This is a genomic window from Pedobacter sp. AJM (genome assembly GCF_002197755.1).
In the GTDB taxonomy this organism is placed as follows: domain Bacteria; phylum Bacteroidota; class Bacteroidia; order Sphingobacteriales; family Sphingobacteriaceae; genus Pedobacter.
The window spans coordinates 711,117-726,686 of record NZ_NHOT01000003.1 but is presented as its reverse complement, the minus strand read 5'-3'; the positions used below and the strand labels follow the sequence as shown (position 1 = coordinate 726,686).

The 15,570-nt window shown below is 37.4% G+C and carries 14 protein-coding genes; 7 read left to right on the top strand and 7 right to left on the bottom strand.

Features of this window, described 5'->3' with window-relative positions; genetic code table 11:
- Positions 1–17: 17 nt before the first annotated feature.
- The 4 genes from CBW18_RS08935 to CBW18_RS08920 form a co-directional block, all read right to left on the bottom strand.
- Positions 18–419, bottom strand: coding sequence for a hypothetical protein (locus CBW18_RS08935; protein ID WP_088300947.1), 402 nt, complete (start codon positions 417–419; stop codon positions 18–20).
- A gap of 2 nt (positions 420–421) precedes the next feature.
- Positions 422–1,753 carry an L-lysine 6-transaminase gene (lat, locus tag CBW18_RS08930; RefSeq protein WP_088300946.1) on the bottom strand — a complete coding sequence of 444 codons (1,332 nt, stop codon included), beginning with the start codon at positions 1,751–1,753 and terminating at the stop codon, positions 422–424.
- A gap of 697 nt (positions 1,754–2,450) precedes the next feature.
- Positions 2,451–3,329, bottom strand: a complete 879-nt coding sequence (locus tag CBW18_RS08925) for a 1-aminocyclopropane-1-carboxylate deaminase/D-cysteine desulfhydrase (protein ID WP_088300945.1) — start codon at positions 3,327–3,329, stop codon at positions 2,451–2,453.
- Positions 3,330–3,394: 65 nt separating this feature from the next.
- Complete coding sequence (locus CBW18_RS08920) at positions 3,395–4,420, bottom strand: DUF6588 family protein (RefSeq protein WP_088300944.1); 1,026 nt, start codon at positions 4,418–4,420, stop codon at positions 3,395–3,397.
- Between the two features lie 101 nt (positions 4,421–4,521).
- Between CBW18_RS08920 and CBW18_RS08915 the strand changes: the two genes are divergently transcribed.
- From CBW18_RS08915 to CBW18_RS08895, 5 genes are all read left to right on the top strand, one after another.
- Positions 4,522–5,550, top strand: a complete 1,029-nt coding sequence (locus CBW18_RS08915) for an RluA family pseudouridine synthase (protein WP_088300943.1) — start codon at positions 4,522–4,524, stop codon at positions 5,548–5,550.
- 3 nt (positions 5,551–5,553) lie between these two features.
- On the top strand, positions 5,554–6,393 hold the full coding sequence (locus CBW18_RS08910; RefSeq protein ID WP_088300942.1) for an aminotransferase class IV: 840 nt from the start codon (positions 5,554–5,556) through the stop codon (positions 6,391–6,393).
- Positions 6,394–6,677: 284 nt separating this feature from the next.
- Complete coding sequence (locus tag CBW18_RS08905) at positions 6,678–8,159, top strand: hypothetical protein (RefSeq protein WP_140418651.1); 1,482 nt, start codon at positions 6,678–6,680, stop codon at positions 8,157–8,159.
- 10 nt (positions 8,160–8,169) lie between these two features.
- Complete coding sequence (locus tag CBW18_RS08900) at positions 8,170–8,733, top strand: hypothetical protein (RefSeq protein ID WP_140418650.1); 564 nt, start codon at positions 8,170–8,172, stop codon at positions 8,731–8,733.
- Between the two features lie 71 nt (positions 8,734–8,804).
- Positions 8,805–9,134 carry a hypothetical protein gene (locus CBW18_RS08895; protein ID WP_088300939.1) on the top strand — a complete coding sequence of 110 codons (330 nt, stop codon included), beginning with the start codon at positions 8,805–8,807 and terminating at the stop codon, positions 9,132–9,134.
- A gap of 726 nt (positions 9,135–9,860) precedes the next feature.
- Here the strand turns inward: CBW18_RS08895 and fmt are convergent.
- A complete protein-coding gene (gene fmt / locus CBW18_RS08885; RefSeq protein WP_088300937.1) occupies positions 9,861–10,769 on the bottom strand; it encodes a methionyl-tRNA formyltransferase in 909 nt (302 codons plus the stop codon).
- 87 nt (positions 10,770–10,856) lie between these two features.
- Between fmt and CBW18_RS08880 the strand changes: the two genes are divergently transcribed.
- Positions 10,857–11,903, top strand: a complete 1,047-nt coding sequence (locus CBW18_RS08880; RefSeq protein ID WP_088300936.1) for a DNA topoisomerase IB — start codon at positions 10,857–10,859, stop codon at positions 11,901–11,903.
- 22 nt (positions 11,904–11,925) lie between these two features.
- Positions 11,926–13,779, top strand: a complete 1,854-nt coding sequence (locus CBW18_RS08875) for an ATP-binding protein (RefSeq protein WP_088300935.1) — start codon at positions 11,926–11,928, stop codon at positions 13,777–13,779.
- A gap of 41 nt (positions 13,780–13,820) precedes the next feature.
- Here the strand turns inward: CBW18_RS08875 and CBW18_RS08870 are convergent, their stop codons facing one another.
- Both CBW18_RS08870 and CBW18_RS08865 read right to left on the bottom strand, forming a co-directional pair.
- Complete coding sequence (locus CBW18_RS08870; RefSeq protein ID WP_088300934.1) at positions 13,821–14,030, bottom strand: hypothetical protein; 210 nt, start codon at positions 14,028–14,030, stop codon at positions 13,821–13,823.
- A 165-nt stretch (positions 14,031–14,195) separates the two neighbouring features.
- A complete protein-coding gene (locus CBW18_RS08865) occupies positions 14,196–15,464 on the bottom strand; it encodes a DUF1343 domain-containing protein (RefSeq protein WP_088300933.1) in 1,269 nt (422 codons plus the stop codon).
- Positions 15,465–15,570: the final 106 nt, after the last annotated feature.

The following is a 15,570-nucleotide window of genomic DNA, read 5'->3' as shown; positions in this document are numbered from 1 at the left end:
TTGATCTGCTGGAAATTTTATAGAGGATATTTATTAAATGCCACCTGACTCATGGCACTTTTTTCATACAAGGCTATACAATCCTTATTAAATGAAGGATTGAAGTTTACCGTTCCGGGTTCTAACGTGTTAGGTACGTTTGCATTCGCCATAAAGAAATAAACCTTTGTACTGCCATATTTGGTATGTGGCATTAAATTACCATAATCTTCCATTTCCTTCCAAACAGAATCTTCAACCGTTACCACATAAATACGTTGTACCGGACCAGTATTGTTCGCATTTCTATATTTAGCAATTTCTTTAAAGCCTGCTTTCATATCTTCAGTTCCGGGTTGATTAAAGGTATCTTTAACCATAAAGAAAACTAAAATAATAACGATTGCCGTAATGACGTAAATAAGGGATTTTCTGCGCATGCTTACAATAAAGGCAATATTTTTTCCATAACCGTCAGGCCTTCGTCAATATGTTTTTGTTCGATACAAAGTGCGGGTCTGAAACGAATAGTCTTTTCTCCACAACCTAAAAACATCACATTGTGCTCCAATCCTTTGCTGATAAAAGTATTGCGCATATCTTTATTCGGGAAATCAAAGGAGCAGAGCAAACCTCGCCCGCGGACATTGGTCATCTTATCAAATTGCTGAGCAAGATTAGCCAGGTTGTCTTTTAAATATGTACCTACTTTCTCCGCATTTTCACAAAGCTGATCATCTGCTATAATTTGTAGAATCTGTGATGAACGCACCATATCTACCAGGTTACCACCCCAGGTAGAATTGATTCGGCTCGGAATTTTGAATACATTTTTCTCTACTTCATCAACTTTATTACCGACCAGTATTCCACAAACCTGCATCTTTTTACCAAAGGCAATAATATCAGGTCTCGCTTTTTCACTAAAATGTTGGTGGCACCAGAATTTACCGGTTAAACCTACACCAGTTTGTACCTCATCGTAAATCAGGAAAGCTTCGTTTTCATCAGCCAGTGTCTTTAGCTGAATCAAAAATTCTTCTCTCAGGTGATTATCGCCACCTTCTGATTGAATGGGTTCAATAATAATGGCACAGATATCATCTTTATTTTCTACGAAAGCCTTTTTAATCTGCGCTATAGATATTTCTTCCGTTTGGATCGCATGATCAAGACTTTCTCCGGCAAGCGGAAATTTCACTTCTGGCACTGAAACCCTTGGCCAATCAAATTTGGCAAACCATTTTGTTTTATCAGGAAGGGTGTTGGTCAGGCTCAAGGTATAGCCTGTTCTGCCATGAAAGGCCTTTTCGAAATGTAATACTTTAAATCCCTTTTCTTCGGTATAGCCTTTGGCAAAGTTTTTTTGAACTTTCCAATCCATAGCTACCTTAATGGCATTTTCTACTGCCAATCCTCCGCCTGCAATAAAGAAAGCATGTGGTAAATAATCCGGAATACCAATTTTGGAGAAGGTTGCTAAAAACTGGGCATATTGCTGGGTATAAACATCAGAATTAGATGGATTCGCCATCGCTGCCAGTAATAAGTTTTTCTTAAAGTTTTCATCATCTACCATTTTTGGGTGATTGTATCCCAAAGGAACGGATGCAAAGCAGGTGAAAAAATCAAGAAGTGTCCGGTTATATTTAGCATCATAGATATAGGCTCCATGACTCTTTTCCATATCATAGGTCAGGTCGAAACCATCCGCTAAAATATGCTTGCTTAATGATTCTTTAACTTGGTTGGCAGGTATGGTTAACTCGTACATAAACTTGGTTTTGGTATAATTCAAATTTAGTAAAATGTGCCTGGAATCAAAATTTAAGCACTTTTTGCAGGAATTAGTCAAAAAATAGGTTTAAACTGTTTAAAGTATGATTATAGACAAATTCGGATTTTAGACTTCAGAAATGTGGAAAACTTTTTTGGTTGAAAAATATCAACTCAATGAGAATACGATCAGATAAGAGGTCATATCTGTTTGAAAATTCACCAATCAGGAAAGATGCATCACTACAGGTATACTTACCACCCAACAGATTCTTTTAACTTATTTATACTTTGTTTGAGGATGATGCTAAATAAGTTTAAGCATCATTAAAGCTCAAAAATTGAGATTACACCTTGATTTTTAACAGATCGACTGGATCATGTTCTAAAAAAGTGCCTCCAGATTAATCAAAGCTATTTTGGAAACAAATTTACGCGAAACAAAAAAAAGTTTCTATAAAAAATGTTTCTGGTTGGAGAAACAATTTTACAGGAAACAAAAAAATGTTTCTCGTAAATTTGTTTCGGGATTTGGAAACGATGAGTCAGGAAGCAAAAAAATGTTTCCCCTCGCCGGTGCACCGCGATGTAGGATATAAAACGCACATGCGCCAGTAAGGTTAGCAAGTGGCTTGTGTATTTTGAAACAAACATTAACCTAGCTTGCAGCAGATATGGCTTATTTAATTAGCCTACTATGGAAAGTGAAATTTATCCTTCATCCCCAGTAAACCCAATAACCCACCGGTATGAATAGCCAGGATGCTATCCGTCGGCAGGATTTGATTTTGCTGATATAAATCCAGAATGGCATAAAACATTTTTGCGGTATAAACCGGATCGATCAGCACGCCAGTTTCTTGAGTGAATTTTTTAATAAAATCCAGAAGCGCTGGGGTAGTTTTGGCATAGCCAGCAAAATGATAATCGGTATGCAAAATGAGGTGGTTGGAAAGCGCAGTGTACCTGACGATTTCATCAGCAATGAAACTTCCTCCTTTTAAAACCGGAATAACATGCAGTTTTGTATTTAAACCCGCATCTTGAATCCCCTTTAATAAACCCGCTGCAGTGGTGCCCGTACCGGCAGCTACAAAAATATGATCGTATGTTTCTGTGAGTTCTGAGATAATTTCACTACAGCCCTGAACTGCTTCTGCTGATGCGCCCCCTTCATCAATAAAATAAGTGCTGTCATTGGAACCAAAATGCCGCTGATATAAACCAGCTTTATTTTTATAAGATTCCCTGTCTACAAAAATGAGATTCATTCCGTAGAGGGAACAGATTAAAAGCATTTCATTTTTTACTTCTTCTCCTCGTACAAAGGCTGTAGCCTGTAAGCCAGACCGGGCAGCTGCAGCAGCTGTAGCCACCAGGTGATTGGAATAGGCACCTCCAAAAGTAACCAGGTGATTTTTCCGTTCAGCTTTTGCTTTTTCCAGAATGTACTTTAGTTTGCGCCACTTATTTCCAGAAATATAGGGATCAATCAGGTCATCCCTTTTTACATATAAATTGCTGAGCGGATGAAAATCAATCTTTTGAACCGGACTATATATATTTTTGAACACGTGTAAAATTAAAAAACGCCTGATGATTTCAGGCGTTTTTTAGTGTTTATGTTTCGACGGACTTGTTATTGTCCGATACCAAAGCCTACACCCGCATTAACCATGCTATATTTTGCCTGGGTATAAGAGCCGTATAACTTAAAAAATCCAAATTGCAGTTGAAAACCTAAGCTGCCGCGGATGCCATCGATATCTGTCCGGCCAACTGAAACAGGATCTACATAAGTTGCCGTGGTTACAGGGCTGGTTTCAAAGCGATAAGTACCCAGGGCTTTTAAACTGGTTTTAGCGGTTTGGTAACCAATACTGGCGAAAGGTGTAAAAAACATAATTTTCTTCGAAATAATGGCATCAACATTAACACCATTGAATCTGGCATCAATGCGCTGATCCGAATTTGCTTCGTTATTGATATTTAAGTCGAGATTATACTTATATTGGGTAAAACCTCCGGCCAGGGCAATATCTACAGGGATTAACTTTTCTGTTTTTCCCAGAATTAAAGGTAACAATTCAATCTTTGCACCAACACCAATCATCGAAATACTGCCTAAATCGCTACCCAATTTAATTTTTGGCATTGCCCTTAAAGAGATATCGATGTTTTTGGGCAGACCTAAAGTGGCCTGAATTTGTGGTGAAGGCACAACATGGAAACCAACACCCCTTGGCAGGCTAAAGAATTTTCCGGTGGGAATGCCATCACTGGTGTAAACTTCCATCCGGCCGCCATCCTGATTTTGCCCGAAAGCAGTCGGACCGATTGATGAGGCTCCCGGGGCGGGTTTAATGTTATTTAAACCTAAGGTATTTACATCATAAGTGCGGGCTGATTGTGGCACGAATGCTGCGGAGGCAGAAACCCTGACTTCAAATTTTAGAAAACCTTTTGACCTGGCGGTGTTGCTCCAGCCATCATTCAGGCCCTGACCTAAGCCTTTGTACAATGGATCAAAGTAGGCATTAATAAGTTTTGTTGCATCTGCAGGACCGGAAACGAATAGGTTTCCAACATCTTTTTGCGCATTTGCCCGAGGTGCGAAAGCAAATAGCAAGAAAGCCAGAAGGGCTTTTACGTAGGGATTTTTCATGGTAGAATGGTTTAGAACGGTTTGTATCACTAAGATAGCCCAGTTTTTTTAATAATAAAATCATTTCGATAATCTTAGGGCTAAAAGTTTATTTTTGTAAGATGGAAAATGTGGTAGAATTGCAGGAATCAGAAGAGCAGGAATTATATGAACACTTAAAAATTATTGTAGATAAGGGGCAATCTCTGTTGCGCATCGATAAGTTTTTAATGGTTCGTGTGGAAAATGCTTCCAGAAACCGCATTCAGAATGCCATTGATGCCGGGAATGTTTTGGTGAACCAGAAGCAGATCAAACCAAGTTATAAGGTTAAGCCTTATGATGAAATTTCGATTGTTCTGCCACATCCGCCCCGCGATACCGAAGTTTACCCGGAAGATATTCCATTGGATATCATTTATGAAGACAGCGATTTATTGGTGGTTAATAAGCCAGCCGGAATGGTGGTACACCCCGGTTTCAATAATTATACCGGAACACTGGTCAATGCATTGGCTTTCCATTTTGAGCAATTGCCACAATTGCCTGGAAATGATGGCAGACCAGGTTTGGTGCACCGGATTGATAAAGATACCTCAGGTTTACTGTTGATCAGTAAGAATGAAAAATCAATTACACACCTGGCCAGACAGTTTTTTGACCACAGCATCACCCGTAAATATATTGCTTTGGCCTGGGGCGATATTGAAAACGATGGCACCGTAACAGGCTATATTGGCAGAAGTGTGAAAGACAGAAGGGTGATGGATATTTATGAGGAGGAAGAAAAAGGAAAATGGTCGGTTACGCACTACAAAGTTTTAAAACGCCTGGGATATGTGACTTTAATCAGTTGTGAACTGGAAACCGGCCGTACGCACCAGATTCGTGCGCACATGCAACACATTGGGCATCCGCTCTTTAACGATGCCATGTATGGTGGCGATAAGATTTTAAAAGGAACCACGTTTAATAAGTACAAACAATTTGTAGATAATTGTTTTGAATTGTTGCCCAGGCAGGCGTTACATGCACAAAGTCTGGGTTTTATTCATCCAACAACAAAAGAATACATGCACTTCGAATCGGCATTACCTGCAGATTTTAAAGCAGCTTTAACGAAATGGGAAAATTACATCACCACATCATAAAATATGTCTCAAGCGTACCTTCTATTTAATGATGAATTTCATGCGGATGATTTTCCTGTTTTAACGACTTCTAATCGTGGGTTTAAATTTGGCGACGGGCTTTTTGAAAGCATGCGGATGATTAATCATAAGCTTCAGTTTGCGGATTTGCATGCCGATAGGCTTACTGCAGGTATGAAAGCACTGAAGATTGATGGTCATGTTTTAATGGATGATTATTTTCTTCGGCAGAAAACTGCAGACCTGGTGAAGAAAAATAAGTGGAATGGCAATGTTCGATTCCGGCTTTCTGTTTACCGGCAGGGTGCAGGGGTGTACACGCCTGAAAGTAGCAAGTCTGGCTATGTTTTAGAAGGTATTCCGCTAAAGGCTACTGATTATGAATTAAATGCAAAAGGTTTAATTATTGATGTTTATGATGAAATGACCAAATCCATCAATAAGCTAGCTAATTTCAAAACCTCAAATGCCCTGCTATATGTAATGGCTGGTCTTTTTAAGACACAGAACCGGTTAGATGAAGCCATGATATTAAATCAGAATGGCTTTTTGTGTGAAAGCATCAGCTCAAACATTTTCATTGTATATGATAAGCAAATTTATACCCCTGCATTAACTGAAGGTTGTATTAGTGGTGTAATGCGCAGCACGGTGATGCAGATTTGTAAAATGAACGATATTCCCCTGGTTGAAGCGCAGATTAGTCCTGAAATTTTAAAAGAAGCTGAAGAAGTTTTTATTACCAATGCTACGCAGGGTATTCAATGGATTATGGGTTATGGCCGAAAAAGGTATTTTAATGAGTTTTCTAAATTTTTGAATGAGAAGTTGAATGCTTTGTAATTGAGATTTATTTCCATATTGAGAAATGATGACCACTCTTTATTGGCTTTAGGGCATCTAATTGTTTTTCTTTATAGTGGTATTGATTGTAATTAAAATACGGCATTTATCGATTTTAAATGTCATATCTATAATTATTTGAAATTTAAATGTAGTATTAGTTTGTAGTTTTAAATTTTCTTTCTATCTTCATTTACCTCTACTGTACTAACCAAATTCTACAACTATTTATGAAGACCACATGTTCTCTGTTAAAGCAGTATATGCTGCCTTTAATTTTATTATTGAGCACAACAATTTTTATTTATTCCTGTAAAAAGGATAAAGACAATCATTCCGTTTTAAGTGCCGACGAAATTAAAAAGTGGTACATCTCAAACGCTAATACCTTTAATACAGAAAGTAAGATCTTCGAACATAAAAATCCTGATTTTACAAAATCTTTCGGAGCCTTTAAAGACGGACAGCAGGTAACCGAATTTAATTTTGATAGTCCTAATAAACTGGTTTTTGATAACGGAACATCTACAGATGCTGAAAAAGAAATAGCATTAGCCAATACTGAAGTTAGACTACTGTTTTTTAGCCCTATTGATACAAAGACAATTTCTGCTGCGGCTTTTATGGTTATTATTGGCAAAGAAAAACAAGATTTAACCAAGGTGCATTATAAAGAATTTAGTAATTTTAATGGACGCCTGTTATTTTACAATAGCAATGGCACTTTAGAGAATGGTTATACCATTGAGAATGGAAAGGTGATGAAAAGCTTTGGAAAAGTTAAACTAAGTTCTATTGAATTATTGAATCTAAAAGCTAAGCTTCGAAACCATTCAGGAGCGTATAATTCTAAAAGCGGCTCGAAGTTAATGTTGTATGATATTAATAGTAATTGTGTTAGCTGGGTAACAACATCCGAGCAAACCTGCACTTCATTTGATCTGTATCAGTTTTCTAATAAAACAAAATTAAATAATTTACAACATGAAAAATTAATGGTTGGCAGCGATACCTATTGCCGATGGACTGTTAGTGGAGAATATGTAGGAAGTGAATGCCAAAGTAGCGGGAATGATGGAGGTTATAATGGAGGATCAGGAGGTGCTGGTGGTCAGCAAGGTGGAGGAACTGGAAGCGGTAATACAGTAAATAAAGATATTATTGATAGCTTACGCGGTTATCCTTGTGCTCAAGCTCTACTTGCTAAAATGAAAACTCCTTTAAATACTGATATTGGCAATTTGATTAAAAGTACATTTGCACAAAATGACGATATAAATGTAACTTTTAAAATAGACAAAACCCTTATTGGAACAACAATTGACGGTAATACATCAACGGGTAATTTTGTAACAGGATATACCAGTGAACAAACTGTTGGTCTTAATCCAGATGTCTTAAATAATTCCTCTCAGGAATATATATTAGTTACTATGTATCACGAGGCACTTCATGCTTTTTTTAATAAGAGAAGTGAGGATCTTAAAAATAGTCCAGGTGAATTTAGTAGATTGTATGAAGGTGTAACTGTGAACGGAGGAAGAATGCTTGGGGTTAATGATGACGACCATTTACCCATGGCATACAATAAATATGTCAGCGGTTTGAGGGACATTATACTTGCATTTAATCCAAACTTTGGGAGTGATAGAGCAATGTCATTGGCTAAGTTTGGGATAATAACATTACTACCAGAAGAGAAGAAAGATAATGCGCAGGAAAGGGATACAACTAAACCAGGATACAAAGGCACAAAATGCCCATAATAAAATCGTTATGAAAACAGGTTACATTTTTTTTATCATGCTTCTTTCTATAAACTTACTATATATAGATGTTGCAATTTCGCAAACAAAAAAAGAAGGTTTAAATTCTTTAAATCATAAAAATACCTCCATTGAAAAAAGCTTTTATAAGATTTTTACACAAAGCGATAATTTATGTTCTAGATTATTAAATGACAGTGTTGCAATTTATACTACAAATTTTAGAATAGAAGTTATTAGAAAAGGTAGTAAAACAACTGTGACAAAAATCGAAGCGGCTGATTCTCTTGCTTACAAGCTTTTTCCAAAATACCCTGGATTAAAGCAAATTAATTTTATTGAGCTTTTCAATAAGTCAGATCAAAAAATTACCATTATTATGCCTATAATGGTATATGGTGCGGATAAAAGGAGAATAAAATACAGAGATATACAAGGAAATCCGCTAACAAATATGAACGCAGCTATAAATGCTTTGAAAACATCTTACTTTAATTTCTTTTCAAATGAAGGTGTTTTTAATAGATTAGTCATAGCAAGACCATTAATATGTGAATATTCATATATTGAATAAATTAAGAGAAACTAGCAAATCAATATAAATTGGTGCGATGTGTCCATAAGAAAATTATAGTAAAATAAAATATGGAATCAAAATACAAAGTAAATATTCTAAGCCCCTGTTATTTATGTTATCTTATTTTCCAATTGCTTTTTCATAAAATCATCGTTGGAACAAATAAAAAAATGGTTAATCTTAATGCAATTAAGAGTACTATTATGGCAAATAAAGGTTTTTTTAAAAAGTATAAAAGTTGTGTTATTGTTGCTCCTGTCATGATAATTAATTTAAATGATCAATTTATAAGTTTTCAAAATGAATTAGTAAAGAAATGGAATTCACTATTTCCTGATGTTGCTAAATTTAAAATAGAAGAACTGTATTGTGTAAACCAATCAACAGATCATATATAATTGATTATAATTAAGTGCCATTTCTAAAACATCAGTGATCTGGAAGCTCGGTGACTTAGCTGGGGGAGGATTAGTAGAAACCAGTTTATGGGACGTTTTAACTGAATCTGATAAACAACAAATTATAGATATTAATAAGAACTACTCAAAAAGAGGATCACTTAAAAACGTGATTATTGTAATTAAAGATTATGAGAGCAACATTTATATTATTCTTAATCTTTTGTTTTTTTAGGTTAAAGGACAAAACAAAGATTCTGAACAATTTATAAATGATTTTTATAAAGGTAATGACACAATTGTTTATTTTCAAATCATTGATAAATTCACACTTTCGCAATTAGAGAAGATTGTCTCAAAGGATACTTTAAGAGGTGTTTTTGAAGATGATGATAAAAAAAATATTCTTAACAGGTTAGAAAGGTCTCAGGTAAAACAAGAATTAGATCAAATGCAAAAATATCACTAGTCTTCAAAACTATTTAAAAAAATAAAAGTAATCTCCTTTAATCCTGATTCTATTAACAATAATCCAGGTCAGCATAAAATCGTGACTTTTAGTAAACCAATTTTTCTTAGAGAAAAAAGATTTTGCCTTTTTTATAATGGTTGCACTTGCGGTTCGAAATGTGGCCAGGGAAGATTTGTTTTATATAAAAGAATAGCACACAAATGGGTGTCATATATGACATTATATAGATGGATAGCCTAATCCAACGTGTTATTCTACAACCGCATCCCCCTTAAAAAATCCTCAATCAGCATCCGTTTTTTACCCTCAAACTGAATATCCAGTAATTTGATAAATCCATCTTTCGTGGCAAATTTTAGATAAGTTTTGCCGTCTGTTAAAAAGCCACCAGCGGCAATACCTGGTTCTTTCTCTTCAGGCTCCGCTTTAAAAATTTTTAATGTTTTATCATTTAACAGGGTGAAAGCAGTTGGATAAGGACTCAACCCTCTGATGAGATTATGAATCAGTGCGGAAGAATTATTCCAGTCTATTTTACAATCCTCTTTGAATATTTTTGGCGCATGTTTTAATTCATCGCTTTGTGGCTGTAGTTGCTCGGTAAAATCTCCTTTTGAAATGGCTGTAACTGTTTTGACCAGCAGATTGGCTCCGATTACCATTAATTTATCATGTAGTTCACCAGCGGTTTCATCGTCACCAATAGGGGTACGGTCACTTAAAATGATATCACCAGTGTCAATTTCATGTGTTAAAAAGAAGGTCGTTACACCACTTTCCTTTTCGCCATTGATGATGGCGTGATTAATCGGGGCGGCGCCTCTGTATTGTGGCAGCAAAGATCCGTGGAGGTTAATGGTTCCTTTTGGCGGCATGTTCCACACCACTTCCGGAAGCATTCTGAAGGCAACCACCACTTGTAAGTCGGCTTTAAAAGCTTTTAACTCAGCCAAAAAATCAGGATTTTTAAGTTTTTCGGGTTGGAGTACCGGAATTGAGTTTGCTACAGCATATTTTTTTACGGCACTTTCGTTAATTTTCTGCCCACGCCCGGCAGGTTTATCAGGGGCCGTTACCACTGCAACAATGTCGAATTTGGCCTGAACCAGGGCATCAAGAGAAGCAACTGCAAAATCGGGCGTACCCATAAAAACTATTTTCATACGTGTGTGTTGTGTTCTAAAATAACGTGATCAGTCACCTTAAGTTTTACAAAATAACTAAAAATTAATTCATCCTGATAAGTAAAAATGGTACAAGGTGAAGATGTGGTTAAAGCAAGCGGATTGGTTTATGTAACCGATGCCATGCCTGGTATTTACCGAAAAGGCAAACCCGGTAAATTTTACTACGAAGATAAAAAAGGAAATAAAATTACGGAAGAAAGGCACCTCGGCCGCATTAAAGCGCTTGTTATTCCGCCGGCATGGCAAAATGTATGGATTGCCAATAAACCCAATGCGTACCTGCAGGTGACCGGAATTGATGCCGCAGGCCGAAAGCAATACCGGTATCATGCCAAGTGGACGAGCCGTCGGTCGGAAGATAAGTATTTCAGGCTTTTTGAATTTGGAAAAGTATTGCCCGAAGCCCGAAAACAGATTGCCAAAGACCTTAAACGTAAGGTACTGGACGAGCGTAAGGTACTTGCCATATCAGTAGATGTTCTTCAGAAATCTTTGATCAGGGTAGGTAATGAAAATTACAAGCAGCTATACGGCTCCTTTGGTTTAAGTACCCTGAGGGATAAGCATGTTAAAATTGAAGGCAGCAAAATTAATATTGATTTTATTGGCAAGAAAGGGGTAAGGCAAACGGTTGTATTGAACGACAGCAGCCTGGCCAAACTGGTTAAAAAATGCCGCGATATTCCCGGTCAGGATCTTTTTCAATATTATACCGATGGCAAGGAACACCGCGGAATCGATTCGGGTAAAATCAATAATTATATTAAGGAAATCACGCAGAACGATTTTACCGCCAAAGATTTCAGAACCTGGGGGGGTACATTAGAAGCCTTACGCCAGTTTGCGAAATGTTCAGTGGATGTTGATGTAGCATTGAATACCAAAAAAACTGTGATAAATGTTTTGGATTGTGTAGCCAAAAAACTGGGCAATACCCGGGCCGTTTGTAAAAGTTCATATGTATATCCGTTGCTGATCACGGCTTATGAAAATAATGAACTGGTGAAGTATATGAAAAAAATGAATAACCATAAAACTGTTGGTAAATTGGGATTGGAACACGATGAAAAGGTATTGCTTTCCTTTCTGAAATCGACAGGAAGCAAGTAAATTTTTATATTTGTTCTTCCATATGCAAGAAAAACCTACAGATCATTCAGATCTCTTTAACATTTTAATAGAAGAATCAAAAACGCCGATTGCCCTTTATGAAGGGGATCATCTGATCATTAATGTTGCCAATAAGGCGATTTTAAAGGCCTGGGGCAAGGATGATTCGGTTAAAGGAATGGAACTTGCCAAGGCACTTCCTGAACTTGCCAACCAGCCTTTCCTGCAGCTTCTCAGAGAGGTGATCCGGACCGGAATAGCCTATGAGGCGAAGGAAGATATGGTGCAATTGATGGTGGATGGCGATCTCAGAACATTTTACTTCGATTTTATTTATAAGCCACTCTTTGATCAAAACGGAAAGGTATGGGCCATACTGAACAATGCCACCGATGTGACTGAACTGGTGAAAGCCAGGTTAAAATATCAGGAAAAGGAAGCCTTGTTTCGGCAGATGATTTACGATGCACCCATTGCCATTGGCGTTTTACGCGGACAAGATTTCATTATTGAAGATGCAAATGTTGATTTATTAAAAATCTGGGGTAAAACGGAAAAGGTTATTGGTAAGAAGCTGCTGGATGGTTTACCTGAAATTGCCGATCAGCAATTCCCCCAAATATTGGCACAGGTATACCAAAGCGGGAAGCCATATTACGGCTATGAAACCCTGGCGCGTGTGGAACGTGACGGAGTGTTGGGTAATTATTATTTCAACTTTGTTTACGATCCCATTTTTGATCAGGATAAAAAAGTATCAGGCATTATGATTGTAGCCAGTGATGTTACCGCACAGGTAAATTCACAGCTTAATTTAAAGGAAAGCGAAGCGCGTTTCAGAACGCTGGTGCAGGATAATCCTATGCCTACTGCCTTCTATGAAACCGAAGATATTGTCATTAAGATAGCCAATAACGAAATGCTTAAGTTATGGGATAAAGATAAAAGCATTATTGGAAAACCTATGATTGAAGGTATTCCGGAGTTGGCTGGTCAGCCTTTTATCCCCATTTTAAAAGAAGTGTTCCGCTCAGGTGTTCCTTATCATGCAGATCAGCAGGAGGCAGTGTTGGTTATGGATGGTGTTCCCACCAAAAGCTGGTTTAATTTTACATATAAACCGCTTCGGAATGCTACAGGGAAAGTTTATGGCATTCTGCATGCCGCAATAGATGTAACCAGACAGGTTCAGCTGCAGCAGCAAAAGGATGAGTTTCTGGGAATTGCAAGTCATGAGCTGAAAACGCCGGTAACCAGTGTTAAGGCTTATACTCAGGTACTGGAACGCATGATCCGTTTGGAAGGGGATGAAAAGAAAGCCAATATGGTGCATAAAATGGATCAGCAATTAAACCGTTTAACCGGATTGATTGGTGATTTATTAGATGTAACTAAAATCCAGGCAGGTAAAATGGTCTTAAACCTTTCAACATTTGATTTCGATAACCTGGTGAAGGATATTGTGGAAGAAATGCAGCATACCACTTTAAAACACCAGCTAAATGCTACACTAAACAGTTTCGTGAAGGTAGAAACAGACCGCGAAAGGATTGGGCAGGTGATCACCAACTTTTTATCCAATGCCATTAAATATGCTGATGATGCGGACAATGTCGAAATTAAAAGTGAGGTGATAGGAAATGAAGTGATTTTAAGTGTGAAAGACTATGGAATCGGTATTTCAGAAGATTTGCAACAGTATGTCTTCGACCAGTTTTACCGTGTCAGCGGCCATCAGCAACATACGTATCCGGGCCTGGGTTTAGGGCTGTACATCTCTGCGGAAATTATAAAAAATACAGGTGGCAGAATCTGGCTGGAAAGCGAAGCTGGTACAGGTTCAACCTTTTATTTCGCTTTAAAAATTAAAGCATAGTGCAAAAAGGGGATTTTAATACCATCAAAATCCCCTGATCATTAATCCGCTTTAGGTGCTTTCTTTATCGGATGAACAGGTTGCTCTTCAGTTTCTCTTTGTGCTGCCGGATCATCTGTTTTAACAGGCTTATTCGGTGTACTGTCATTAGGTTTACGAACGGTTTGATGATCTACCGGCTTTCGTCCTTTAGGTACTTCCTCCTTATAGTTACTTCCTGGTTTGTCGCTCGTTTCTTTTGGTCCGCTCATAATTTTAATGATTGAATTTTGAATGATAATGTTTAAAATCGATTATTAAAGTAACAAAGCCCAAACCGGATTGTTTAGTTCGGTATGTCAGAATGCGAATTGTTTCTCAAATTTCATCATTCCATTACAGGCTCATTGACCATTCACTCATTCAAATTCCACTCATTACTTATAAAGCAGATATTTCAGGCGCATTTTTTTATAATTGCTTAATCCTGGTTCCCAGCTGGCTCTGATTTCTTTTTCGCTCTGACCTTCCATCACCTGTTTTCTGAAATCAGCAACGCCAACCAGCCGCTCGATAACCCCCATCTCTTTACTTAATTTTGTATTGAAAAAATCTTCTTTTTTAGGTGAGGCATTGTACAGTGCAATGAGCCATGAAATATTAATCTGTTTAGATTTTCTTAATTCAGCAGGATCATAATTCCTCAGGTCAAGTCCGTAACAAAGCTGATTTTGAAAGAGCGGCGTTTCAGACATTCCTTTTATACTTTTAGGGATAAAACTGAATTTGAATTTACCTTTTAGGTAAGGCGCACCGATGATGGTGAAAGGAAACATTGTCCCGCGACCATGATTTAAATAGGTGCCCTCAAATAAACAGGTAGATGGATAAAGCAATATAGCTTGTTGTGTATTTAAATTTGGAGAAGGCTTCACTGGTAAAGTATATTCCATATCATGATTGTAATGAAGGTTTTTAATTACCACGATATGACATTTAACCTTGTTTTTTAACCAGCCCTCGCCGTTCAGCATTTGTGCATATTCGCCAACCGTTAAGCCATGTGCAATGGGAATAGGTTGTACGCCGATACCTGACTTGAATTGAGGGTCTAAAATCGGTCCGTCTATCAGATATCCGTTTGGATTTGGGCGATCCAATATCAGCAGTGTTTTCCCATTCGCTGCGCAGGCTTCCATTACATTTTGTAAGGTGTTAATATAAGTATAGAAACGTACACCCACATCCTGAATGTCAAATATCATGATGTCTACATCAGCCAGATCTTCAGTAGTTGGTGTACTATGTTTACCATAAAGCGATACAGCTTTTATTCCTGTTTTGGCATCAACTGCATCATCTACTTTAACACCTGCACTCGCATCACCCCTAAAACCATGCTCAGGGCCAAAAATTTTCTGAATCTTCACACCCAGTTTCAGCAAACTATCCACAACAGTTTGTGTGCCGATAATAGATGTAGGGTTAACCACCATGCCCACACGTTTTCCTTTCAGCAAAGGCAAATATTTTTCTGTTTGCTCGGCTCCTGTTTTAATCCCCATAGTATCAGGTAAATTCATGCGCCTGATGGTGGATTTTTGATCTCCTTTCCCTGTGCCTGAATCTTCTTCTGTTGATTTGGGTTGACCACAGGCAGATAGTGCAAGTAAACTGGTAAAAGCAAGAAATAGATATCTTTTCATGTTGTTATATTTTTTGACCTTTCGGAATACCTTTTATAAGCATTTATACTAATGCATTTAATACAAGGTTAAATGATGCTTAATAGAGATAAAGGTAATTCATTAA

Excerpts from the sequence above, each read along its gene's own strand:
- CBW18_RS08880 (WP_088300936.1), top strand. The coding sequence starts at position 10,857 with ATGGTACAAGGTGAAGATGTGGTTAAAGCAAGCGGATTGGTTTATGTA.
- CBW18_RS08865 (WP_088300933.1), bottom strand. The coding sequence starts at position 15,464 with ATGAAAAGATATCTATTTCTTGCTTTTACCAGTTTACTTGCACTATCT.
- fmt (WP_088300937.1), bottom strand. The coding sequence starts at position 10,769 with ATGAAAATAGTTTTTATGGGTACGCCCGATTTTGCAGTTGCTTCTCTT.
- CBW18_RS08870 (WP_088300934.1), bottom strand. The coding sequence starts at position 14,030 with ATGAGCGGACCAAAAGAAACGAGCGACAAACCAGGAAGTAACTATAAG.
- CBW18_RS08910 (WP_088300942.1), top strand. The coding sequence starts at position 5,554 with ATGTCTCAAGCGTACCTTCTATTTAATGATGAATTTCATGCGGATGAT.
- lat (WP_088300946.1), bottom strand. The coding sequence starts at position 1,753 with ATGTACGAGTTAACCATACCTGCCAACCAAGTTAAAGAATCATTAAGC.
- CBW18_RS08900 (WP_140418650.1), top strand. The coding sequence starts at position 8,170 with ATGAAAACAGGTTACATTTTTTTTATCATGCTTCTTTCTATAAACTTA.
- CBW18_RS08920 (WP_088300944.1), bottom strand. The coding sequence starts at position 4,420 with ATGAAAAATCCCTACGTAAAAGCCCTTCTGGCTTTCTTGCTATTTGCT.
- CBW18_RS08935 (WP_088300947.1), bottom strand. The coding sequence starts at position 419 with ATGCGCAGAAAATCCCTTATTTACGTCATTACGGCAATCGTTATTATT.
- CBW18_RS08875 (WP_088300935.1), top strand. The coding sequence starts at position 11,926 with ATGCAAGAAAAACCTACAGATCATTCAGATCTCTTTAACATTTTAATA.
- CBW18_RS08915 (WP_088300943.1), top strand. The coding sequence starts at position 4,522 with ATGGAAAATGTGGTAGAATTGCAGGAATCAGAAGAGCAGGAATTATAT.
- CBW18_RS08895 (WP_088300939.1), top strand. The coding sequence starts at position 8,805 with ATGGAATCAAAATACAAAGTAAATATTCTAAGCCCCTGTTATTTATGT.